3 protein-coding genes are annotated in these 18,464 nt (G+C 63.8%); 1 reads left to right on the top strand and 2 read right to left on the bottom strand.

What is annotated here, in order from left to right; translation table 11 throughout:
- Positions 1-609 precede the first annotated feature (609 nt).
- A complete protein-coding gene (locus JF545_RS01765) occupies positions 610-14,985 on the top strand; it encodes a carbohydrate-binding protein (protein WP_206937898.1) in 14,376 nt (4,791 codons plus the stop codon).
- 290 nt (positions 14,986-15,275) lie between these two features.
- Here JF545_RS01765 and JF545_RS01770 read toward each other — a convergent pair whose 3' ends face one another.
- Together JF545_RS01770 and JF545_RS01775 are read right to left on the bottom strand one after the other, a co-directional pair.
- Positions 15,276-16,673, bottom strand: a complete 1,398-nt coding sequence (locus JF545_RS01770; RefSeq protein ID WP_242520557.1) for an HlyD family type I secretion periplasmic adaptor subunit — start codon at positions 16,671-16,673, stop codon at positions 15,276-15,278.
- The gene (locus JF545_RS01775) at positions 16,670-18,439 is read right to left on the bottom strand and encodes a type I secretion system permease/ATPase (protein ID WP_206937900.1); all 1,770 of its coding nucleotides are present in this window, start codon (positions 18,437-18,439) and stop codon (positions 16,670-16,672) included. The genes JF545_RS01770 and JF545_RS01775 overlap by 4 nt, the downstream gene beginning before the upstream one ends.
- Positions 18,440-18,464 lie beyond the last annotated feature (25 nt).

Genomic DNA, 18,464 nt, shown 5'->3' on the forward strand with positions numbered 1-18,464 from the left:
TGCGATGGTATCCCTGAATAAAGGGTGTTGGAGAAAAGTGGAGGTTAGTCTGCTTTTTTACACTTTAAGTCTCATCGTTGGGTTGGTTACTGCTGGTGCTGTCAGTGCTATTTAACTGAATTTTTTAAAATATGAAGTCTAGTATTTTTAGTTTAGATAACTAAAAAAGTCAATTTTTACAATGGCTTGAACGTTACATATCTTCCTTTATTGAAGGCTAAGTGGCGTTAGCGTTAGCGCTGTCAAAAAAATCTTGCTGTATGTCGATGGGGTTATAGAATCAGTGAAGGTGGGCTACATCTTATGAGTTTTGCTGTTTCGAGCACGGTGGCTAGTGGAGCATAGAGGCTAGTGGAGCTTGGCTAGTGGAACAGAGTGGCGAGTGACAGCTTTTCTCCATGGGGTGGGTTCCAAGGGTGTGGTCGGCAAGGGTAAGACCGGAAGAGCATCAGAAAGAGGAAAGGATGTTTTCGCGAATCGCGGAAACATTCGTTACCTCAGTAATGCAAGGGTAGTCGTAAATAAGACCAAGCTTTGGCAGTGGATGCCGACAATAAAATGTGGTTCGTCAAGGACTGATCATCCGATATCATTGTCAGGGGATAGCTCATGTTTTCCATGTCATTTGTTGGTCGCGGTCGCAAGTCCTTTCAAAAACGCCTGGAAGACAAGGCGCATTTCCTAAATAAAGATTTCGAGTTGCATGACGTGGTGGTGGCGCCCCATCCCGGGCGCTGGCAAGAGGCTGTCGCGGCCGTGCGCATGACATGGGAAGACGCGTCAGGAGCGAGAAGCGTCTTCGAGAAATTCGAAAGACCCTTCGTGTTCGAGCAGTTGCCGACGCCCCCCATTGGCAAGCTGGGAATGATGATCGAGGCGCTCGACGCCAGAGGAGCGCTGCTCCCCGGTGTTGCCGCCCTGCGTGAAGTGCTGGTGCAGGACGCCGAGGCCGATGCCGATGATGGAGCAGAGCAAGGCTCCACGGATCCTGTGGCAAGCAACCCTGAGCCAATCGACCCAGCCGTGGGCGACGGCCCGGGATCGTCAGCGCAGGATGTCGACGGCCCGCAGGCGGGCGCCAGCGATGGTGACGGGGGAGGCGACGGCGCTGATATGGACAGCGCGTCAGGGGCCGCGGGTTCTGCCGCAGCGTCCTCAGGGCCTGCTTCAGGTGCCTCTCAAGACGCTTCTCCAGACGCTTCTCAAGACAGCCTTCCAGACAGCTCGTCAGCCCCCTCGTCAGACACCCCGCCTGCAGCGGCTGCGGCCCCGGCAATAGTGGCCCTGGCGGCCCCCGTGGGCTTTTCGCTACGCATCCAGGCCGAAGACGATGATGCCAGCGACGGCGCATCGGCCAGTATCACCGGAGATACCGGCATCGCGGTGGTGGATGATCCGGCCAACCCGGACGCGGCGGACGCCGAGGGCAATGCCTACGTGGACTATGGCAATGGGGTGGCCGGCGGCGAGAGCCTGACCTTTACCTTCGACGTGCCCGAGGCCGGTGAATACGACCTGGTGCTGCGCTACGCCATGGGCGCCGGTAATCGCCCGCTGCGCCTGGACGTCAACGGTGAGCTGTTCGACCGCATGTTCGACCTGACCTCCACCGGCGATGATTTCACCAACTTCGAGCTGACCCAGCCGGTACGACTGACCCTGGAGCAGGGCACCAATACCATTACCTTGACCTCCAACGGCGCCAGCGGGCCGAACATCGACTATCTCGAGATCACCGCACCGGACCCTGACCGTTACGTGATTCAGGGCGAAGATATGCAGCTGTCTCCGGCGGAAGACGCGCAAGACAGCGGTACCAACCGGGTGGCCACCCTCGACACCATCGCCGGCTTCACTAATGGCAACGAGACCTTCCGGGTCGGTGCCGAGGGCGCAAGCTACCTGGATTGGGCCTTTGGCAACGCCAACGCCACTGCCGACGTTACCCTGAACATCGCCACCGCTGGCACCTACGCCATCAGCATCACCTACGCCACCTCCAGCGCCCGCCCGCTGGACCTGATGCTGGTCGACGGCGGTAGCACCACCACCCTGGCCACCTTTGACTTTGCGCCGACCCTGGAGCCGGTCTACTACCCGGACGATACCGAAGCGGATATCGCCGCGGCCAACCGCCCAAGTCTGAGCGGCGGCAACCTGCAGAGCCAGTGGGAAGGCTGGACGGTCGAGACGGTGGAGGTCGAGCTGGCCGCCGGCAGCAACACCCTGCGCCTGGGCGGCTACACCAATGGTCCCAATATCGACAAGATGGAGCTGGTGCTGGTCAGCGCCGCGGTCACCGGGCCCGATATTGCGCCCCAGGTGGTCCAGGCGGAAGACGCCGAGCTTGGCGCCGCCAACGATGCGGGCACCCTGGTGCGTGACCCGGCCAACCCCGAGGACGGGACCGGCTTCCAGGGCCTGCGTCCTGACTATTCCGGGACCGGCTATGTGGACTTCGGCAGCGTGCCCGGCGACAGCCTGACCTTTACCGTGAACGTGGCCGAGGCGGGGCAGTACGACCTCAACTTCCGCTATGCCAGCAACGGCGACCGGCCCATGGACATGGCGGTCAACGGTGGTATCGCCAGCGCCCTGGCCTTCGTCACTACCGACCCCAATGCCACCAATGAAGCGCCGGAAGGCTTTGATGTGTGGTCCTATCAGACCCAGACGGTGGCATTGCAGGCGGGCGACAACACCATCACCCTGGCGATTCCCAGCGGCGCCGGCAGCGGCCCCAATATCGACCGGCTTGAGCTGACCACGGCGGGCTCCGGCCCGGTGGGCGATGTGGAAGGGGACGAGGGCGATGACCTGGCCTTTACCACGCCTGACAGTGTGGTCAACGCCGCAACCGTCGACGCTGTGTCCTTTACCGTCGCGGGGCTTGATGACGATATCGTCTACGTGGGCTTGAGCTTCGATGACGGCGCGAATGTAGAGGAGGTCACTCCGGACGCCAGCGGTGCCTTCAGCCTGGACCTTTCCGGTCAGGCCGACGGTCCGCTGTCGGCCACCCTGTTTGTCATGGACGCCTATGGCAACCGTGGGACTCGCGAGCTGGCCCTGACCCTGGATACCACCGCCGACGAAGGCGGCGATCTGACGCTGGCCGGCCCGGCAGACCCGGTGGCCCAGGCGGATAGTGCCGCCGTGACCTTTACCCTGGCTGGGCTGGATGCTGACGCCGACAGCGTCGAGGTCAGCCTGGATGGCGGCGCCACGCGCATCCCGGTCGGGGTCGATGGCGACAGCCTGCAGCTTGACCTGTCCGGTCTGGGCGGCGGCAGTCATCCCATTGTGCTGTACGTGACCGACGTGGCCGGCAACGAAGCCACTACCTCGACCCAGGTGACCCTGGAAGACGACAGCGATGCTCCGCTGACGCTGGACTTTGCCGCGGGGCCGATCACGTCCTACGGCGGCAATCAGGACAACCCCAGCCAAGGCACTGGCGCAGCGTCGGAAGATGCAGGGGCGACCCTGGCCTTGACCGACAACGTATGGAAGCGGGTGGCCCTGGGCGAAAACTACCAGATTACTGCGGATACACGGCTGACCCTGGAACTGGATGCCTCGAGCTCCCCGGTATCGGAGATCATCGCCGTCGGTATCGACCCGGACGACAACCCCTTCGGTGGTGGCGGCAGCCTGTTCCAGCTGGGCGGCACCCAGACCCAGCAGGGCTTTATCGACCTGCGGGGACAAGGCACCGATGATGATGGCGATGGCGTCCTGACCTTTACCATCGACCTGTCGTCCCTGGCCGGCTCGACCATCGACTCCCTGGTATTCGTCAACGACGATGACCTTGGCGCCAAGGGCAGTGCGCGTTTTTCCAATGTGACGCTTAGCGAAGCCACCACCGTGGACACCAATCAGGCCCCGGTGGTGGTCGGAGGCGGCGTCGCTGACCTGGTGCTGGACGAGGGCGCAACGCTGGAGGTGGACCTGCCCTTCGAAGACGCCGATGGCGACGACCTGAGCTATCGCTTCGAGGTGGCCGACAGCGACGGCGCGCCCGTCAGTGCCGTTGGCCTTGCCATCGATGGCAGCGTGCTGGGCGGCAGCCTGGATGACCTGGTACCGGGGATTTATACCGTTACCTTGTTCGCCGACGACGGGGAGTTCGAGACCTCCGATAGCTTTGTGCTGACCATCGAGAACGTCAACGACGCGCCGGTGGCCGAGCCCGCCGCGCTGGAGCCATTCTTCGGCGAGGTGGGCGAAAGCTTCGTCCAGATTACCCTGGCGGATTACGCTGTGCTGTTCTCTGATCCCGACGGTGACGACCTGACGCTGAGCGTCGAGGACCTACCCCCGGGTCTTGAGCTGGTCAATGGCGTGATCCAGGGCACCCCGACCGAGGGTGGGGCCTTCAGCGTGACGCTGCGGGCCACCGATCCGGGCGGCCTGTCGGCCATCCAGGTGCTCGACTTCCAGATCGCCGGTACCGATATCGGTGATGTGGTGACCATCGAGGCGGAAGCCTTCAGTGACCTGGATGCCGCCAACCTGATCGTCACCGCCAATACCAGTGCCTCTAACGACCAGCTGATTCGCCTGACCAGCACCGCGCCTGCCGCCATCGGCACCGACCTGGCGGCGGCCGGGGTCGAGCCAGGCTGGTATCGGGTCACCCTGTACGTCTTCGATGAAACCGACGGGGAGGGCGAGCTGACGCTGTCCATCGATGGAACGGCGCTCGAGGCTCGCCATCTGTCGAGTGACAGCCTGACCTCCGACGTGGTGCTCAGCGACGACTTCGGCACCCTGGTGGGCAGTGGTGCCAGGGGCAACGCCGGCCAGAGTGGTAACCGCAAGGCGATCGTGTTCGAGACAGCGGTCGAGATCACCGCCGACTCGCAGCTCGGGCTTGAATTGCGTGGCCAGGGCGGCGAGCTGATGCGTATCGACTCGGTGGCGTTCGAGCGCATTGAAGAGCCGGTCAACAACGCGCCCACCATCACCGGGCTCGGCGCTAGTGTCAGCGTCGACGAGAACTCAAGCGCGGTCGCGACGCTCACCCTGGACGACCTGGATGGTGACACCCTGAGCGTGACCCTGGAAGGCGTCGACGCGCCGCTGTTCAGTTTCGATGCGGCCACCGGCGTACTCAGCTTCGTCAACCCGCCCGATGCGGAACTGGCGGTCGACGCCGATGAAGACGGCGTCTACGAAGTCACCGTGGTCGTCAGCGACGGGGAAGACAGCGTGTCCCAGGCGACCCTGATCACGGTCAACGACCTCAACGAAAGCCTGTCCATCGCACAGACGGCGCTCGACGTGGACGAGAACCTGACCGAGATCGGCGCCATCGCGGTACTCGATGAAGACGGTCAGCCTGCCGCGCTGAGCGCACCGGTGTTCGCCATCACCGGTGGCATCGACGCACCGCTGTTTACCATCGATCCCGATACCGGGGTGCTCAGCTTCACTTCGGCCCGTGACTTCGAGCTGGCGGTGGACGCCAACGAGGACAACGTCTACGAGGTCGAGGTCAGCGTCACCGACGATGGCCTGACGACCAGCGAGCTAGTGTCGGTGAGCGTCAATGATGTGGACGAAGCGCCTTTCTCGCCGCTATCGCTGCAGGCCGAGGATGGTGCGGTAGAAAGCTTCGACGTGGATGCCAACGACGCTGATACCCAGATTCGCGATCCCAGCAACCCGGAGCCCAACCAGCCCACCGGTTTGCGTCCGGGATTCTCCGGCAGCGGCTACCTGGACTTTGGCGACACCCCCGGAGACAACATCAGCTGGCAGGTTGATGTGGCCCAGGCCGGGCAATATGACATCAACGTGCGCTACGCCACCAATACCGATCGTCCGCTGGATCTGGTGATCAACGGTGGTGATCCGCTGGTGCTTGCCATGGCCAGCACCGACCCGGATGGCACGGGCCCGGAAGAAGGCTTCGACCACTGGGCCTTCGAGACCATCACGGTGACCCTGGAGGCGGGCAGCAACACCATTGCCCTGGCGATCCCGGCAGGTGCCAACACCGGCCCCAACATTGACCGCATCGAGGTTACCGAGGGCGGTAGTGGGCCCATCGTGATCGATGACAGCGCCGATGACGACGGCGATCTGGCCCTCGTGGCCGCCGACGACAGCCTGGATGATAGCCAGCTGGCGACGGCGGTGTTCAATGTGTCCGGTGTCGATGACGACGTCACCACCGTCGAGGTGTCTTACGACGGCGGCGCCACTCGCACCGAGGTGACGCCGGATGCCTCGGGCAACATCACCCTGGACCTCAGCGGTCTGCTGGATGACCAAAGTGGCGATCTCACGGTGACGCTGATTGTCACCGACGCAGCAGGTAACGAAGCCAGCGTCGATGAGGTCGTCAGCTACGACGATGGCGCTGTGGTGGTGGCGCCGATCACTCTGCAGGCAGAGGACGCGGATATCGTCGACGTCGGTGGCACCGCCCAGGGTGAAGTGACCCGGGTGGTCGACTCGGCCAACCCTGATGACTTTGGCAATTACCGCCCTGGCGCGGTGGGCGAGGCCTATCTCGACTTTGGTACCAACCCCGGTGACCAGATCACCTTCAACGTCAACGCGGTGGAGGCGGGCAGCTATACCGCCACCATTCGTTTCGCCAACGGCGGTGACGCCCCACGGCCACTGGATCTGACCGTCAACGGCAGCGACCAGGGCCAGCTAGGCTTCCCCAATGCCACCGGTGTCACCGAGCCCTGGGAAGAGTGGCAGACCCTCGAGGTCACGGTGGAGCTGGTGGAGGGCGCCAACACCTTCACCCTGACCATTCCCGCTGGCGCGGTGAACGGCCCGAACATCGACCAGGTGGTATTCGACTTCAACGACGGCGTGACCCAGCCACCGTTCAGCTTCAGCATCGAAGGCGAGGCGCTGGATATCGTCGACGCCGATGGCGATACCCAGGTGCGCGACCCGAGCAACCCCGAGACCAACGCCGCGGCAGGCGCGGACGGACTGTGGGATGGCTTCAGCGGTGCCGGATATCTGGACATGGGCGGCGACGTGGGCGACGCCGCGGAATTTCAGGTCAGCGTGGACCTGGCTGGGACCTACACCCTGGAAGTGCGCTACGCCAACGGCGCGGGCAATGGCGCTGACCGTCCGATGACGGTGCTGGTCGACGGGGCGAGCCAGGGCAGCCTGGCCTTCGCTTCCACCGGCGGCGACCCGGTGGGCTGGGAGAACTGGACCACCACCACCATCGAGGTGGAGCTTGCGGCCGGCGATAACACCATTCGCCTGGCCAATCAGGGCACCGCGGGCCCCAACATTGACCTGGTCACCGTCAGCCGTGACGGCGTAGCGCCGCCACGCCCGGTGGAGCCAGGCGACCGCTTCTCGGTGAAGATCAACTTCCAGCCCGAAGGCACCGCGGTGCCCGATGGTTACATTGCCGACAACGGCAAGGCCTTTGGCACCCAGTCGGTGACGGTGGATGGCCAGGTGCACCAGTACGGCTGGGTCACCGAAGAGTCGATCTACGATAGTGACCCAGGCACCGAGCCGCTGGATATCAGCTCGCTGACCAGCGTGGCGGTGAACGACCGCACCGACGATATCGCTGGACTCGACCCGCGCCAGGGCACCTACGCGCACTTTGACCAGCCCGGCAACTATGTGCGCGCCGGCTGGGAGATCGAGCTCGACGATGGCTACTACGAGGTCACCATCTCCATCGGCGATACCAGTGGGCCTTACGACAGCAACAATGTGCTCAATGCCGAAGGACAGCTGTTCAACGACCCCTTCACCCCGTTCCGCCCGGACGACTTCCCGGCGGACGGCAATCCTGCCGATGACACCGAGGGCGTGCGCTCCGACCTGGTGACCCGCATCGTTCAGGTCACCGACGGTCGCCTGACCCTGGACTCCATGGGACTCGACAACGAGAACACCGAGATCCAGTACATCGAGATCCAGGCGTTGCCGGATCTGACGCCAGGAGATGGACGCGAGGCGGTCGAGGACTACGCCTTCTTCACCGACGCCCGAGCCATCGCCGGGGTGGGGCAAAACGAAGTGGAGGTGGATCTCGACCCGGACGACGGCAGCATCCCCACCGGTGTAGACCCGACCTCTGACATCTTCGTCGGCATCTCGGTGGTGGACGGCCGCGGCGGGGCATTGCTGGAAAGCCTGGCCGATGGCTCCATCCGCCTGTTCGAAACCGTGACCGGCCAGGAGGTCACGTTCAATGCCAACACCACCGGTGGTTTCGACTCCCTGACCATCTCGCCGAGCCAGTCGCTCAAGCCTTTCACCAGCTACACCCTGGTGATCGATGGCTTCCAGGATCGCGGCCCCAACGATGATGCCAGCGCGCCGACCCGGGAGTTCCAGAAGTACACCAACACCTTCGTCACCGGCCCTGAGCCGGAGATCGTGGCCCGTGATGTGGCGTTCAATGATGTGGTCGAGCTCAACGGCGCTGCCGATGGGGCCTTTGGCTTCACCTCGCTGGAGATGAGCCCCGACGGCGCCTTCATGTACATCGCCACCATCAGTGGCCAGCTGCTGCGCTACGACGTGGACCCCATCGATGGTTCACTGTCCAACCGGCTGGAGCTGAGCCTGCCCAACGACTACTTCGATCAACCGGGAGAAACCCAGCAGCGGGGCATCATTGGCCTGGTGGTCGATCCCACCGACCCCAATGTGCTGTGGATCACCGATAACTACCCGATCCCGCTGTCCGGACGTGACAACGGGGTGCCGGACTTCAGTGGTCGCATCACCAAGATCACCCTGGACGATGGACCCGGCTTCTCCGGCACCGCCGAGGCCTACATCACCGGCCTTCCGCGCTCCAACGGTGACCACGTCACCAACAGCCTGGAGTTCCGGGTGAACCCGGACTACGACGCGGACACCAACCCGGATGTGCCGACCCACTTGCTGTACCTGATCCAGGGCTCCAACTCGGCCATGGGGGAACCGGACAGTGCCTGGGGCAACCGCCCGGAGCGGCTGTTGAATGCGGCGGTGATGGAGATCGATCCGACCCGCGATGTGTCGAATGGCCCCTTCGATGTGACCACCGAGCCGCTGCCCGACAACGGGCTCAACCAGCGCTTCGATGATCCGGACGGCCATCCCAAGGACGACCCCATTCCCATGGGCAATGGCGAGTTCCTGGTGTTTGATGATCGCGGCGTCGCCACGGTGCAGGATGCCGACGGCAATGTGCTCGAATCCTACTACGACCCCTATGCGCCCGATGCGGTGCTGACCATCTTCGCCACCGGGGCGCGTAACGCCTACGACCTGGTGTGGCACTCCAACGGCTACCTGTACGTGCCGACCAACGGCTCGGCCGCCGGCGGCAACGTGCCGGATGATCCGAATACGCCGGAGGACGAGCGCTACACCAACGTCGAGAAGCAGGATGACTACCTGTTCCGCATCGAGGAGGGCGGCTACTACGGCCATCCCAACCCGCTGCGTGACGAATACATCTTGAACGGTGGCAACCCCACCGGTGGCAATGATCCCAATCAGGTCGACAAGTACCCGACGGGCACCAACCCCGAGGGCACCTATGACATCGCCGGGGTCTATTCGCTGGGCGAGAACCGTTCGCCCAACGGTGCGGTGGAATACACCAGCGGTGTGTTCGGCGGCAACCTGCAGGGCAACGTGTTGTTCACCGAGTACTCCGGCGGTGACGACGTACGCTCCATCACCCTGGACGCCAACGGCAACGTCATCGGTGACGACGTGCTGCGCGATCCCGACGGCAACGTCATCACCTACGTCGATCCGCTGGATATCATCGAGAACCCGGCTACCGGCCAGCTGTATCTGCTGACCCTGAACCGAGGCAACGGCCAGAGCCAGATCATCCGTCTTGATCCGGTGCCGGGCGGCACCACCGATCCCGGCGATCCGGACCCGGACGACGACCTGATCACCGTCCTGACCATCCAGGCCGAGGATGTGACGCCGAACGATGGCACCTCGGTGACCATCGCCACCGGCGCCGATGCGGAGATCGAAATCCGCGATATCAACAATCCGGAGACCAACCAGAACCTGCCCAATGGCCTGCGTCCCGGCGCCTTTGGCCTGGATGGCAACACCGTGGATGACGATGGCGTGCCGGGGGGCTATGCCGACTTCGGCAGCACCAACGTCGACTTCATCACCTTCAGCTTCGAACTGGATCCCGCTCAGGCCGGTGAGTCGGTGCTGCGGGTGCGCTATGGCAATGGCTCGGACATCGATCGCCCGCTGGAGGTCTTCGTCAACAACGTCTCGGTGGGGGTGGTGTCCTTCCCGCCGAGCCAGGATTCCAGCATCACCGATCCTGACGCGCGCTGGTCCGACTGGCTGACGGTGGACATCACCGCAGACCTGGCCGCCGGCCTCAATACCGTGCGCTTCCAGGCGACCCAGGACACCGGACCCAACATCGACCAACTCGAGATCCTGCGTGAGGAGGACACCACGCCGGGCTTCACCGTCTACGAGGCCGAAGACGCCGTGCTGGGCGGCGCCGTGTTCGTGCCGGAGAGTCAGGATGACCGCAACGCCTCCGGCGATGGCTTCGTCGACTTCGATGGCAGCGGCGATCAGACGATTACCTGGACGGTGGATGTCGCCGAAGACGGCAGCTACGAGATCGGTTTCCGCTATGCGCTTGCCGCCAGCAAGGCCGACCGACCGCTGGGACTGACCATTAATGGCACCGACCTGGGCCAGCTCAACTTCGTCGGCCAGAGCAATGACGACGAGGATGACTGGTTCTTCCAGGAGGTGCTGGTCAATCTGCAGGCGGGCAGCAACACCATCACCCTGACCGCGCCGGGTGCCGTGGGGCCGAATATCGACCTGCTGCGGGTGCCGGACAATGGCGGCGATGTGTTCATCCCGGTCTACGCCGACGTGTCCGACGGCGCGCGGATCGAGCTTGAGGATGGCGCCAGCGCCCGCACCGTCAACGAACTGACCGCGGACTTCTACTTCACCGTAGACAGCGATGGCCTCTATCGTCTGGACCTGGCGGCCAACGCCGGTGGCGATAATGGCGGGTCGCTGGCGCTGACACTCAACGGTCAGGCCGTCGACAGTCTGGCCTATCCGGGGTTGGGCGATGCCGGCGAAGAGGGCGTCTATGTCGAGCTCGAGGCCGGCGTCGAGTACAACCTGCGTGCGGTGTCTGCCGTGGACGGTGCGGATGACCTGGACTACCTGGATGTCACGCCGCTGGCGGGTAACGCCAACGCCGACATCGAGGTGCAAAGTGGCGACGCGGCCTTCTATGCCAACCGGCTGCACTTCAGTTATCTGGAGAACAACGGTGCCTCCAACCCGGACCGCGAGTTCAAGGACAGCGCCACGGTCACCATCAGCAACAGTGGCAGTGAACCGCTCGATATCCTCGAGGCACAGATCGACGGGCCCTTCGTGTTGGCCGATCCGGGCGCGTTCGACGGCCTGACCCTGGCCCCCGGGCAGTCGCTGACGGTCACGGTACTGTTCGACCGCGACGCCTACACGCCGCCTGCCAATGACGCCGGTGACGGGGTGTTTGAAGGCCGCATTCGGCTGGTCACCAACGACGCCGACTCGCCGGTGGCCGAGATCGCCATGGCCGGCTTCTGGCAGGCCCGTGACGAGGGCGGCTGGGAGCCCAACGTCAACGAGATCTGGGAGGTATTCGGCTTCGGCAACCGCATCGCTGGACTGACCACCGTGGGCGGTGGCGAGAACTCGGTGCTCAACGACTTCGACCTGTACCGGCCGGTGAACGACGACGAGGTGCTGTCGCGTTACTGGTCCCTGGCCGATGGCGTGGACCAGGCCAAGATCACCCAGCTGGCGGCCTTCCATGGCAACGGTGGGGCGACGCTGGGCATTCATGCGCCGGGCAACAAGGGCCAGGACATCATCTTCTCCAACCATCAGGGAGACAATAATCAGACCCTGCTGCCGCTGGTGAACAACGGCAACTTCGCCACCGCGACCTTCGGCAGAGGGACCATCCCCGATGGCTGGGCCGGCGATGAGGTGTTCGGTATCGAGGTGGCGGGACTGTCCACCGACCCGTCGCTCAACCCCTCCGGGGGCGGCACGCCGCCGGCGGATGCCGATGGCATCGAGCGGGGCTATACGGTGCGCATGTTCCGGGCCCTGGACGAAGATGGCAACGTGATTCCCAATACCTACCTGGGGATCATGGACTACACCGGCATCAACTATGACTACAACGACAACGTGTTCGTGATCGAAGGCGTCAAGCCGGTCTCCGGCGGCTCGCTCACGGTCACCAACAACGATGGCGTGCCGTCCAACGATCGCCTGGTGATGTCGCGTATCGAGAACCCCGTCAATGCGGCCCAGGAAGTGCATGACGAGGTCACCATCACGCTCTCCAATGACGGCTTCGATGCGCTGACCATCAACGCTGTGGCGGTCAGTGACCCCAGCCTGTTCGAGCTGACCCAGGCCTTCAGTGCCGTGGTGCTGGAGCCCGGTGAGTCGGTGGAGGTCACGGTGCGCTTTATCGCCGATGACCCCAATGACGGTTCGCTGTACGAGGCCAGTCTGATCATCAGCTCGAGCGACGCCGATGAGGCCGAGAAGGTGATCGAGCTGGCCGGTATCAGCCAGAACCAGTCCGAGAGTGGCCAGGAGCCGACGGTGCAGGAGATCGTCAATGCCTTTGGCTACACCACCGACGTCGCCGAGGGGCAGATGAACCAGGGTGGCCTGGTGGAAGCCAACGGCGACGAGATCCTGGCGCCGTTCTTCCAGCGCGCCGACGGAGCCTCGCCGATCACCATCACCCAGCTCGCGGCCTACCATGGCCAGGGCGACATCGCCCGACTGTTCATCCATGACGTGGACAGCCGCGACATCAGCGAGATCATCGCCCACGACGAGGCCGACGGTCAGACCCTGCTGCCGCGCACCCTCAATAATGGCGACAATCTGGCGGTGGCGACCCTGGATCGGGATGATCCGTTCGGCTTCTATGCCGAGATCTCCGATCGTCCTGGGTACATCTCCTGGTCGGATCCCGACGCCAACCTGTACGAGGACACCATCGATGCCATCGGCATTCCCGGCGCCAACCTTAACTGGGACGAGAACGACGGACACCTGATCCGGGTGTACGTGGCCAAGGACGCCGACGGCAACGTGATTCCGGACACGTACATCGTGATCCAGGACTACGCGGGGGTGAACTACGACTACAACGACAACATCTTCCTGGTGCAGAACGTCACGCCGTACGATCCGACCGGCGTCGAGGACGCCGACGGTAACGGCCGGGTGGATCTGTACGACGATGATGACGGTGACGGGACGCCGAACTTCCTTGATGACCCGACGCCGGTCGCGCAGACCGCCTTCAATGACACCCAGACCGCCTGGGCGGTGGGCGCCGATGGCCTGGATCTGGAGGCGCGCTTCTACGACAACGGCGGCCAGGGGGTGGCCTACAACGACTCGGACACCGCCCATAGCGGCAATGCCTTCCGCTCCGACGAGGCGGTGGACATCTCGACCCCGTCGCTGGCCATCGGTTTTGTCGCCGACGGCGAGTGGGTGGAATACACCCTGAACGTGGAGACCGCGGGCACCTATGTGCTCAACTTCTCGACCTCGGCGGTGGCCGGTGGCAAGACCATCACCGCGGCGTTCGAGCAGGATGGCGCCTTCTACACGGGAAATCAGTCGGTGGCGCTGCCCAATACCGGCAGCTTCACCACCTTCACCGACGTCGGGCCCTTGAGCTTTGACCTGGAAGAGGGTGAACAAGTCCTGCGCCTGACCTTCAATGGCGGTCAGCTCGACCTGGCTTCCTTCAGCCTGGACCTGGTGGAGCCGGTTGACGATGGCCAGTCGGCGTTTACCGATGATGGTACGCCCTGGCAGGTGGGGTCGGATTTCAACCTGGAGGCGGTCAACTACGACGAAGGCGGTCAGGGAGTCGCCTACAACGACTCAAGTCAGGCACAGCTGGGTACCAATCCCCGTGGCGATGGGGTGGACCTGGCGGGTGGTGGCAGCGTCATCGGCTGGATCGAGAACGGCGAGTGGGTCGAGTACACCCTGAACGTGGAGCAGGCAGGCACCTATGATCTCGCCTTCCTGGCTTCCCTCGGCACCACGGCCGGCGGCCAACGCAGCATCACCGCTAGCTTCACCAAGGGCGATGGCACGCCTTACGCGACGGCAGGGGCGGTAGAGGTGGATCCCACCGGAAGCTGGACCAACTTTGTCGAGACCGCGTCGACCCAGGTTACGCTGGAGGCCGGCGAGCAGGTGCTGCGCCTGACCTTCAACGGCGGGTCCATGGACCTGCAGGGCTTCTCGCTGTCCAAGGACGGCCAACAGGCCTTCAATGCAGGAGGTAACGCCTGGCTGGTGGACGCTGACGATGGCCTGTCACTCGACGCCGTACTGTTCGACGAGGGTGAGCAGGGTGAAGCCTACAACGAGCTGACCCCGCAGCAGTTCGGCAGCAACTTCCGCGATACGCCGGTGGATATCGTGGGGCAGGGCGACGCTGTGGGCTGGATCGATAACGGCGAGTGGCTTGAGTACACCATCAACGTGGAGCAAGCGGGCAGCCACACCCTGTCCTTCGTGACCTCGGGCCCCAATGGCGGGCGCAGCATCACCGCTTCGCTGGAACAGGACGGTAGCGTCTACGAGCAGGGCAGCGTGGCCACGCCGGTGACCAGTGACTGGGGCGTCTACGTCGATACGGCGGCGATGACCCTGGACCTGGAGGCAGGCGTGCAGGTGCTCAGACTGACCTTCAACGGCGGTTCCCAGGATCTGGCCTCGTTCCAGCTCACCCGGGATCCCGACGTGGCGGCGGCCAGCCTGTCTACCAGCAGCCTGTTGCTGGCAGCGGACGACCCTGTTGTCGATGTCTCCAACGACGATGTGGATGACCTGCCGATGAGTGACGACGTGGGCGTGCAGGGCGTGCAGGACGATGCCGGCCTGTAAGCCAGCGACGACCGGTGACGCCCGCGGTGGGTGAGGCGGGCGTCACCGAATGACGTAAAACGACCAGATGCATGGTCTAAGGGAGGTACCCCTTAGGGAAACGCAGCAGCTTCCCTCAGGGTGGTGTCATCGGCGGAGGCTATCAGGGAGGCTTCTGTCGGACATGTCATGGTGTCCCGTGCCGGCAGGGAGCTGGCCCTGCGCGGATCGTCCCCCTGAACCTTGATCCGCGCAGTTTTTTTTGCCTTTCTCATGGTGGTTGGGTGGCGGCGCTATTGCTTGCGCAGGCTTCATTCCTCGCGCATGGCCCTGGCTAGCATGTCATTAAGCGGTTTTAGCATGTAGCTGGCAAAGCTGCGCTCTCCGGTACGAATCATGACCTCTGCGGGCATGCCCGCGACGAGCGTCATGCCCTCAGGCAATACGCTAGTGACCGGGTCTGTCACCTGGACGATGACCTTGTAGTAGCGCTGCCGACTCGTTTCATCGTCAAAGCTGTTGGCGCTGACATGGCCGATGGTGCCCGCGACCACCTTGGTCAAACGCTGATTGAAGGCACTGAAGCGGATGTCGGCGTGCTGGCCGACATGCAGATGATCTACGTCTTGGTTGGGGACCCGTGCTTCGACCACGAAGCGGTCGTTGGACGGAACCAGCTCCAGCAGGATATCGCCACCGCGGACCACCGCGCCGATCGTGTGCACGTCGAGTCCGACCACCGTGCCGGACACCGGCGCCACAATGCGCGTGCGCGTCAGCCGATGATTGAGCGCGACCAGGCGCTCTTCGGCGTCGGCCACCTCGGCCTGAACCCGCCGCAGGTCCTCGCCCACCTGTTGCTGAAATTCCTGTCGCCGCACCTGCTTGTTCAGTACCAGCTCGCTGATCTGAGCCTGCAGCCTGGCAATGTCCGCTGCATGCCTGGCGTTGTCGCTCTGGTACTCAAGGCTCTCGCGCTCCAGCTCGCGCAGCCGCTGACTGCTGATCAGGCCATCGTCAAACAGGCGGCGATGGCTGGCGATGTCCCGCTCCAGGGAGTCGATACGCAGGTCGGTAATCCCCCGGGTACGCGCGAGCCCCTGGATCTGCTCCTCCAGTTGGATCACCTGTTGATCCAGGGCAGCCAGGGTGTCCGCAAGGGCCTGGCGACGTACCTCAAAGAGGTGTTGCTGCACCGCCAGCACCTCACGCACGCGCTGTAGCCGGGCAGCCGTCAATTCATCGGGAAAGGTCAGCACAGCGGCATTTGCCTGCTCTGCCAGCAGGCGAATCTCACTGGCACGCGCGATCAGGTAATCGCTGTCGGCAATGCGGCGTTCTGCCCGTGCCAGGGTGTCATCGAGGCGGAGCAACAGCTCACCATGCTGCACCTGATCCCCATCCCTCACGAGAATGTCGGCGACGATGCCCCCCTCCAGATGCTGAACACGCTTGGTGAAGCTTTCCACCGATACCGCTCCGGGCGCGACCACGGCCACCGCCAGCTGAGCCGTGGTTGCCCACAGCACAAAGCCGCCCAGGGCGATCATCAGCAGCGCAAAGCCCATGCGGCGATAGACATGCAGCGCTGTCGGCGGCTGGGCTGGCGAAAGGCCCGCCGGTGGGACCACGGGAGAGCCGCCGGCGTCTAAAGAGGCCGGGGTCTTAGCGGACGCCTCGGTGGATGAGCCAGGCGAAGGCAAGGTCATGACGGGCCTCCTGCCGATGCCGGTCGGTGTGGTGTCACCCGTTTGATCACCTTGCCGGGCAAGGTCTTGGCCCCGACCGGGCCGTCGTCGGCGCTGCGGCGGGCGCGCTGCGCGGCCACCTGACCGTCGCGAAGCGTCAGGATACGGTCTACCCGATCCAGCAGGCACTGACGGTGGGTGATCACCAGAGTGGTCGTCCCCTGGCGGCGCAGCCCATCGAGTGCCTGCCCCAAGGCGCGTTCGCCAGCGTCATCGAGGCTGGCGTCAGGTTCATCCAGCACGACCAGGCAGGGATGGCCGTAAAGCGCCCGCGCCAGTCCGATACGCTGACGCTGACCGGCAGAAAGGCCTAGGCCCTGTGGGCCGATGACGGTGTCGTAGCCGTCATCGAGGGACAGAATGAGCTCGTGCACGCCGGCCAGGGTCGCGGCCTTGACCACGGCCTCGGCATCGACGGCGGCAAAGCGCGCAATGTTGTCGGCAATGGTCCCCGCCAGCAGCTCGACGTCCTGGGGCAGATAGCCCAGGTGAGGCCCCAGGGCGTGACGCTGCCAGCCGAGAATGTCGGCGCCGTCGAGGCGCACGCAGCCATCCAGGCGGGGCCAGATGCCCAGCACGACCCGCGCCAGGGTCGACTTGCCTGAACCGCTGGGACCCACCACGGCCAGTTGCTCCCCGGGCGAGAGCGTGAGGCTGATGGCCTTCAAGGTGATGTCCTGGGAACCCGGTGGAGCGGCGCTGACGTTCTCCAGGGTCAGCGAGCCCCGGGGACAGGGCAACGCCATGGGCTCACCTGCCGTTGCCGCGCCAAGCAACAGATTCAGGCGCTCTGATGCATTGCGCGCTGCGATGAAGGACTTCCAGCCGTTGATCAGCTGATCCAGTGGCGCCAGCGCGCGGCCGAGCAGAATCGAGCCGGCGATCATCATCCCTGGGGTCAACTCTGCGACCAGGACCAGCCAGGCGCCGAGCCCCAGGATCAAGGACTGGGACAGCAGCCTCAGCGCTTTCGACAGATGGGTCAGGGTGCCTGCGCGGTCGCTGGCCAGGGACTGCAGGGTGAGGCCTACCCGATGTATCGCCTGCCAGCGATGCTGGATGCTTTCGACCATGCCAAGGGCATGCAGCACCTCGCTGTTGCGCAGGTTGGCCGCGGTGGTATCTCGATTGGACACCTGTCTGGCCCCGGCCTGCTTAAGCAGTTCCCGGGTCCTGGACTCGTTCAGCACCGCCAGGGCCAGTAGCAGCGCTCCGGCACACAGGGCGAAGAGCCCGTAGTACGGATGAAACAGCGTCAGGATACCCAGATAGACGGGTATCCAGGGGGTGTCGAGGAACGCCGGGACCGCTGGGCTCGAAAAGAACTGACGTAGCGTGGCAAGGTCATCCAGCCCCTGGATGGAGGCAGAGCTGGGATTGGTGAGTGCCTGCCGATAAAGCGATTGATGAAGCCGCTGCTGGAGCTGTTCATCGAAACGATTGCCCAGCCTCACCAGCAGGCGCGAGCGCACCCAGTCCAGGCCGGCCATGATCGCAAACAGGAAGATCACGACAAGCGTCAGCATGATCAAGGTATCGACGCTGCGACTGGCGAGCACCCGGTCATAGACCTGCATCATGTAAAAAGAGGGGACCAGCATCAGCAGATTGATGGCAACGCTGAAGATGGCCACATCCACGAGCCCCCTGCGACAGCCGCGCAGCGCTGCGGCAACGGCAGACGCCTCGCGGGATAGAGCATTGTCCTGAGACGGGGGGAAGCGCATGGCGGTGAGCTCTTGGCAGCGTGAA

Origin of the sequence: Halomonas litopenaei, assembly GCF_017303055.1 — a bacterium.
Classification (GTDB): Bacteria; Pseudomonadota; Gammaproteobacteria; order Pseudomonadales; family Halomonadaceae; genus Halomonas; species Halomonas litopenaei_A.

Excerpts from the sequence above, each read along its gene's own strand:
- JF545_RS01765 (WP_206937898.1), top strand. The coding sequence starts at position 610 with ATGTTTTCCATGTCATTTGTTGGTCGCGGTCGCAAGTCCTTTCAAAAA.
- JF545_RS01770 (WP_242520557.1), bottom strand. The coding sequence starts at position 16,673 with ATGACCTTGCCTTCGCCTGGCTCATCCACCGAGGCGTCCGCTAAGACC.
- JF545_RS01775 (WP_206937900.1), bottom strand. The coding sequence starts at position 18,439 with ATGCGCTTCCCCCCGTCTCAGGACAATGCTCTATCCCGCGAGGCGTCT.